This is a genomic window from Armatimonadota bacterium (assembly GCA_031081675.1).
GTDB classification, from domain to species: Bacteria; Sysuimicrobiota; Sysuimicrobiia; order Sysuimicrobiales; family Kaftiobacteriaceae; genus Calidihabitans; species Calidihabitans tengchongensis.
Window position 1 is genome coordinate 116,411 of record JAVHLZ010000004.1, and the last position, 6,663, is coordinate 123,073.

6 protein-coding genes are annotated in these 6,663 nt (G+C 69.5%); 5 read left to right on the forward strand and 1 reads right to left on the reverse strand.

Annotated elements, in window-relative coordinates:
- Positions 1–36 precede the first annotated feature (36 nt).
- The 3 genes from RB150_02730 (at position 37) to RB150_02740 (ending at position 4,608) form a co-directional block, all read left to right on the forward strand.
- Entirely contained in the window at positions 37–1,860 is a 1,824-nt protein-coding gene (locus RB150_02730) for an ATPase, T2SS/T4P/T4SS family (GenBank protein ID MDQ7819455.1), read from the forward strand.
- 129 nt (positions 1,861–1,989) lie between these two features.
- Positions 1,990–3,180 (forward strand): type IV pilus twitching motility protein PilT, encoded by a 1,191-nt coding sequence (locus RB150_02735; GenBank protein MDQ7819456.1) that lies wholly within the window; start codon positions 1,990–1,992, stop codon positions 3,178–3,180.
- Positions 3,181–3,396: 216 nt separating this feature from the next.
- Positions 3,397–4,608, forward strand: a complete 1,212-nt coding sequence (locus RB150_02740; protein MDQ7819457.1) for a type II secretion system F family protein — start codon at positions 3,397–3,399, stop codon at positions 4,606–4,608.
- 427 nt (positions 4,609–5,035) lie between these two features.
- On the opposite strand, the gene RB150_02745 is transcribed toward RB150_02740, so the two are convergent.
- On the reverse strand, positions 5,036–5,776 hold the full coding sequence (locus tag RB150_02745; protein MDQ7819458.1) for a hypothetical protein: 741 nt from the start codon (positions 5,774–5,776) through the stop codon (positions 5,036–5,038).
- 193 nt (positions 5,777–5,969) lie between these two features.
- Between RB150_02745 and RB150_02750 the strand changes: the two genes are divergently transcribed.
- Complete coding sequence (locus RB150_02750; GenBank protein MDQ7819459.1) at positions 5,970–6,392, forward strand: type II secretion system protein; 423 nt, start codon at positions 5,970–5,972, stop codon at positions 6,390–6,392.
- Positions 6,393–6,516: 124 nt separating this feature from the next.
- Positions 6,517–6,663, forward strand: a 147-nt coding sequence (locus RB150_02755; GenBank protein MDQ7819460.1) for a prepilin-type N-terminal cleavage/methylation domain-containing protein, incomplete at its 3' end; no start/stop codon positions are given.

A 6,663-nucleotide genomic window follows, 5' to 3' on the forward strand; every position in this document is an offset into this window, starting at 1 on the left:
CCTCATCCTTCTTCCCTCTTCCCTCCCGGAGGTTGTATGGGCGACCGCGACCCCTCTCCGGGCGATGCGTCACGCCCGGCTGATCCCGTCCGGAATCCGTCCCCCGACGGGCCCCGCCGCCGTCCGCCGCTGGGCCAGCTGCTGCTGGAACACGAGCTGGTGACCCCTGACCAGCTGGCCCGCGCCCTGGAGATCCACCGCGCCACGGGGGAGCGGCTGGGGCGGGTCCTGCTGGACATGGGGATCGTGGACCCCGAGCACGTGGCGCGGCTGCTCAGCCAGCAGATCGGGATCCCCTACGTGCGGCTGGCGGGGGTGGGGCTGGCCGAGGACGTCCTGCGGCTGCTGCCGGCGCCGCTGGCCAGCCGGCTGCAGGCGGTGCCGCTGGAGGTGCGGGACGGGGTGCTGACGGTGGCGATGGTGGACCCGCTGGACGTGGTGGCCGTGGACGAGATCCGGCGGGTGACGGGGATGGAGGTGAAGGTGGCGGTCACCACGGTGCGGGACTTCCAGGCAGCGCTGAACCAGTATCCGGCGCTGGACGTGGCCCAGGAGCTGGTGCGGGACCTGCCGCGGCCGCCGGCGGTGGACGAGGAGCGGGTGTCGCTGGAGCAGCTGCGGCGGATGGCGGAGGAGCAGCCGGTGGTGCGGCTGGTGAACCGGCTGATCGAGGAAGCGGTGCGCAAGCGGGCCAGCGACATCCACATCGAGCCCCAGGAGAGGCACATCCGGATCCGCTACCGGATCGACGGGGTCCTGCTGACCCGGGGGACGCTGCCCGAGTACGTGCACGCCCAGGTGGTGTCCCGGATCAAGATCATGGCCAACATGGACATCGCCGAGCGGCGGGTGCCCCAGGACGGCAGCTTCCAGACCCGGGTGGACGGGCGGCCCATTGACGTGCGGGTGTCCACCATCCCGGCGTTTTACGGGGAGAAGGCGGTGCTGCGGCTGCTGGACAAATCAGCGCCCATCTACGACCTGGACAAGCTGGGGCTGTCGGCGGCCAACATCGCGCGGCTGCGGCGGATCATCCGGCGGCCCCAGGGGATCTTCCTGCTGACGGGGCCGACGGGCAGCGGGAAGACCACGACCCTGTATGCGATCCTCAACGAGCTCAACAGCGAGCAGGTGAACATCGTGACCGTGGAAGACCCGGTGGAGTACCAGATTGCGGGGATCACCCAGATGCAGGTGAACCCGCGGGCGGGGGTGACGTTCGCCTCGGCGCTGCGCCACTTCCTGCGCCAGGACCCGGACATCATCATGGTGGGCGAGATCCGGGACCTGGAAACGGCGCGGATCGCGGTGCAGGCGGCGCTGACGGGGCACCTGGTGCTGAGCACCCTGCACACCAACGACGCGCCGGGGGCGATCACGCGGCTGCTGGACATGGGGATCGAGCCCTACCTGGTGGCGTCGGCCCTGGAAGGGGTCGCGGCCCAGCGACTGGTGCGGGTGCTGTGCCCGAAGTGCCGGGAGCCGGACCCCGTGGGGGCGGAGGAGGCGCGGGCGCGGCTGGGACCCCAGGCGCCGGAGGGGGCGTTCTACCTGGCGCGGGGGTGCGACTTCTGCAACTACACGGGCTACCGGGGGCGCGTGGCGGTGTTCGAGGTGGCCGAGATGGACGAGGACCTGCGCCGGCTGGTCGTCAACCGGGCGCCCCACCACGAGCTGAAAGAGCAGGCGGTGGCGGCGGGGATGACCACCCTGCTGCAGGACGGGCTGGCCAAGGCGGCCGCGGGGGTGACGTCCCTGGCCGAGGTGTGGCGGGTGGTCCACGTGGAGCCGGCCAACGGGCCCGAGGACGTGGCGGACGAGGACGTTCCAGCGCGGACGCGCCGACACGCGGAGGGCTAATTCCCCCGGCCGGGCCCGGGCTGTCCACCTGTGCGAGAGGGGATGGGGCGGGCCTGCGGCCGTGCGCGCGTTCCTGCGTCCGCGGTTTCGGTCCCCGCCACGCCTAGCGGACGCCACGGAGGGGCATGCATGCCCCAGGGGTGTGAGATGCACATCGACGACCTGCTGCGCCAGACCGTGGAAGCCAAAGCCAGCGACCTCCACCTGACCGTGGGGGTGCCGCCCACCGTCCGGGTGTGGGGCAAGCTCCAGCCCCTCAACCACCCGCCCCTGACGCCCGAGGACACCTTCCAGCTGGCCTACAGCATGCTCAACACGTTCCAGAAGCAGAAGTTCGAAAAGACCTGGGAGCTGGACCTGTCCTACGCGGTGGCCGGGCTGGGGCGGTTCCGGGTCAACGTCTACCGCCAGCGGGGATCGGTGGGCGTCGCCTGCCGGGTCATCCCGGAGGTCATTCCCAGCATCGAGGAGCTGAACATCCCCCTGGTGGTCAAGGACCTGTGCCGGCTGCCCCGGGGGCTGATCCTGGTCACCGGCCCCACCGGCCACGGCAAGTCCACCACCCTGGCCGCCATGATCGACTTCATCAACAGCGAGCGGGCGGCCCACATCGTCACCATCGAGGACCCCATCGAGTACGTGCACCACCACAAGAAGAGCATCGTCAACCAGCGGGAACTGGGCTTTGACACCCAGTCCTTCCCCAACGCCCTGCGGGCGGTGCTGCGGGAGGACCCCAACGTCATCATGGTGGGCGAGATGCGCGACCTGGAGACCATCTCGGCGGCTCTGACCATCGCCGAGACCGGCCACCTGGTCTTCGCCACCCTGCACACCGCCAACGCCAGCCAGTCCATCGACCGCATCATCGACGTCTTCCCGCCCCACCAGCAGCAGCAGATCCGCGTGCAGCTGGCCTCGGTGCTGGAGGCGGTGATCAGCCAGCAGCTGCTGCCCAACGCGCAGTTCGTGGGGCGGCGGGAGGAGCGGCGGGTGGCGGCGGTGGCCGCCGCGGCCCGGGGGGCGGGCGGCGGGATGGGGGACGGGCGCAAGGGGAACTGGCCGTCGCTGGAGGAGATCGGGCGCGTCCCGGCGGTGGAGATCATGATCGCCACCCCGGCCATCCGCAACCTGATCCGGGAGGCCAAGACCCATCAGATCCACACCGCCATCCAGACCGGCGCCCAGTACGGCATGCAGACCATGGACCAGTCCCTGTTCAACCTGTACTCCCGGCGGCTGATTACCCTGGAGAACGCCCTGGCCCGGGCCATTTACCCCGACGAGCTGCGGAAGATGATCGAACGGGGAGGCCAGTAACCCGGAGGAGGGACTGCCGCGCCGGTCCGGGAGCGGATAGTCTGAGGGGAGGGAAAACTTTCCGTCTCCCCCGGGCAGAGGGGCGAGCACTGGCAATTCTCCTCTTCCTTCGGGGAGAGGGCCGGCATCAACAGCTTCTCGCCCCCTATGGGGAGAGGGTGAGGGGATACGCAAACTTTCCCTCTCCCCTCTGGGGAGAGGGTGAGGGTGAGGGGTATGGCGACCTTCCGGTACAGTGCACGCGACGCCTCCGGACGAGTGGTGGCCGGCGCCATCGAGGCCGACACCGAGGTGGCGGTGGTCGGCAAGCTGCAGGAGATGGGGTTTTACGTCACCAGCCTGGAGCGGGCCGCTCCCCGCGCCGACCTGCGGGCGGGGCTGCGGCGGCTGCGGCGGGTGGGACTGCGGGAGCTGACCATCTTCACCCGGCAGTTCGCCACCATGGTGAACGCCGGGCTGTCCATGGTGCGCACCCTGACCATCCTGGAGCAGCAGACCGAAAGCCACAAACTCCGCCAGATCGTCAGCGAGGTGCGCAAGGACGTGGAGGAGGGCATGACCCTCTCCGACGCCCTGGCCAAGCATCCTGACACCTTCAGCACCCTGACGGTGAACATGGTGCGGGCCGGCGAGGTGGGCGGCGTCCTGGACGACGTGCTCAACCGCCTGGCCATCTTCTTCGAGAAGGACCTGGCCCTGCGCCAGAAGGTGCGGGCCGCGGTGACCTACCCGGCGGCCATCTTCGTGTTCGCCCTCGGCGTGATCTTCTTCCTGGTGTTCTTCATCCTGCCCCAGTTCATCGGCTTCTTCGAGGGGCTGGAGCTGACGCTGCCGCTGCCCACCCGGGTCCTGATCTGGTTCACCAAGACCCTCACCGGGTACTGGTACGTGTTCCTGGGCTTCATCCTGCTGGGGCTGTACGGCCTGCGCATGTACATCAGCACGCCCATCGGCCGCTTCCGTTTTGACCGGTTCAAGCTGCGGGTGCCGGTGTTCGGGCCCCTGGTGCGCAAGGTGACCATCTCCCGGTTCACCCGGACCCTGGGGACCCTGATCACCAGCGGCGTGCCCATCATGCAGGCCCTGGACGTGGTGGCCAAGGCGGTGGAGAACAAGGTGGTGGCCGAGGCCATCGAGAACGTGCGCAACAGCATCCGCGAGGGCGAGTCCATCGCCCTGCCCCTGCAGGCCAGCGGCCTGTTCCCGCCCATGGTGGTGCAGATGACGTCGGTGGGCGAGGAGACCGGGACCCTGGACACCATGCTGCAGAAGGTGGCCGACTTCTACGACGCCGAGGTGGAGACCACCCTGGCCCAGCTCACCTCGATCCTGGAGCCCATGCTGATCGTCTTCCTGGGCTTCGTGGTCGGCTTCATCGTCCTGAGCTTCTACATGCCGCTGTACCAGCTGATCACCGGCCTCCGCTGACTGACGGAATCGCGGGATCGCGAGAATGCACGAGGGGACGGCGTCCGGCCGTCCCCTCGTCTGTCCGACCTGGCAGCGGTCTCTCCTGAAGGCGTCGGGGGATTGGACGGGGAACGAGCCCCAGACGGCGCTGACGCCTCTCCCCAAGCATGAGAAATGGCTCGTTCGGGCTACTGACTTCTGCGCGTGCCCCGGGTAGCGTATGAAGCCGGAGCCAGGAGGCGGGCACGCCGTCTCCCGAGGCCCGTGACGCCTGGGAAGTGTCAGCTCGGCCGCGGCCTGCGGTCCTGCCGGCTGACCTGGCTGCTTCCTGCGAGGAGTGGCGATGCGGACTCGGAGAGGGGATGCGGACGCCTGGGGCCGTAAGGGCGAGTCCGCCGCGTCAATGACAGAATGCCTGTCCAGCGGGGCCTCGCGTTGCCGCCGGTCAGCGAGCCTCGCTCCGCTGTTCCTCGACGACCCGCGCCGCCTCCCCGAACGTGATCCACACCCCCGAGGCATGGAAGACGACCCAGCGCAGGTAGCCGGGCAGGGAGAAGTAGTTGGTCTCCACGCTGTAGGGCCGGAGGTTGGCCACGTGGGGGAAACTGGCCACGGGCGGCGGGGCGGCCCCGCCGGGCAGGAGCCCGGAGACCTGGGCGGCGGTGCGCGGCCGGAAGACGATGATCACGGCGACGGCCTGGCGGTCCAGGCCGAAAGCCACGCCCACGTCGTCGTAGACCAGGCCCGGGAACCCCTCCACCGTGCCTTCCCGGAAGCCGCGGCCGAACAGGCGGATGACGTCTTCCGCGCGGTAGCCGACCCCCAGGTCCTCGCTGATCTTCAGCAGGCTGTTGGAGGTGGACGCGGCGGTAACAGTGCCGTCTTTGACGTACACCGCAATTCCCCACCGGCTGAAGGTGTACACCGAGTCCACCATCGTCTCCCGGACCACCGAGGGCCGGCCGAAGCGGGCCAGGATCAACTGGATGCGCTGGCCCAGAACGATCCCGGCCAGTGCCTGGCCCGGTACGATCTGGCGGACAGACGGTCGGGCCGGCGGGGCAGGAAGAGGCTGGACAGGGGCCGGGGCGGCCGGTGGCGGAGCCGGAGCGGGCTCCTGGGCCGGGGCGGGGGACGTGGCGAGCAGGACAGCTGCGGCGAGGACTGCGGCGGCGGATGGTCGCATTGTCACGCTCCCTTGGCTGAAAGGGTTTCCCTCCGGGGTGCCGGTTTCCTGCCCCCCGCTGGTCTTACCCCCGTACAGGCGTGCGCCAGACCCCCGGGCCTATGGGAGGTGCGAGGGGGGCATAAGGCCGGTGACGGGTCCGGCGGCAGTCCGGCCGGGGTCCCGTATCAGGTCGGGGGAAAGGTCATGGAAGATGCGGCGCGGACAGGCCGGCTTCACCATGATCGAGCTGCTGGTGGCCATCGCCATCCTGGGCGTGATTGCGGCCATCCTGATCCCCAACTTCATCCGGGCCCGGGCCGGCAGCCAGCTGGCGGCCGCCCAGCTGGACTTCCACCACATCGTCATGGCCCTGGAGATGTACTACTGGGAGAACCAGGCCTACCCGCCGGCGGCCTCGTGGGAATCCGACCTGGAGTCCGGCGGCTACATCCGGGCGGTACCGCGCTCCCCGGTGGACCGGGCCCCCTACGGCTACGCCACCGACGCCGCCCGGACCCGCTTTGTGCTGTGGGACGGCCCCGACAAGTACATCCAGGCCGGCAGCGGGGGGTACATCGTCTACACGGTGACCGGGGGGCTGGAGGTGGGAGTGACGTCCGTCCCCACCCCCTGAGGTCTGCGCCGGCCGGGGAGGTCTAACGGGGGGAGATCGCGGGCAGAAGGTGTGGTGTAGAGAAACCCGGGCCCTGCCGGGTCCAGGGTTTCACCCTGAAGACGAACGAGGAGGATGCAGGCACATGTTCCAGTTCTTCGCACGCAGGCTTCGCAGTGAGCGCGGCTTCACGCTCATCGAGCTGCTGATCGTCGTGGCGATCATCGCGATCCTGGCGGCGATCCTGATCCCGAACTTCCTGCGGGCCCGCGCCCAGTCCCAGGTGGCGGCC

Excerpts from the sequence above, each read along its gene's own strand:
- RB150_02730 (MDQ7819455.1), top strand. The coding sequence starts at position 37 with ATGGGCGACCGCGACCCCTCTCCGGGCGATGCGTCACGCCCGGCTGAT.
- RB150_02750 (MDQ7819459.1), top strand. The coding sequence starts at position 5,970 with ATGCGGCGCGGACAGGCCGGCTTCACCATGATCGAGCTGCTGGTGGCC.
- RB150_02735 (MDQ7819456.1), top strand. The coding sequence starts at position 1,990 with ATGCCCCAGGGGTGTGAGATGCACATCGACGACCTGCTGCGCCAGACC.
- RB150_02740 (MDQ7819457.1), top strand. The coding sequence starts at position 3,397 with ATGGCGACCTTCCGGTACAGTGCACGCGACGCCTCCGGACGAGTGGTG.
- RB150_02745 (MDQ7819458.1), bottom strand. The coding sequence starts at position 5,776 with ATGCGACCATCCGCCGCCGCAGTCCTCGCCGCAGCTGTCCTGCTCGCC.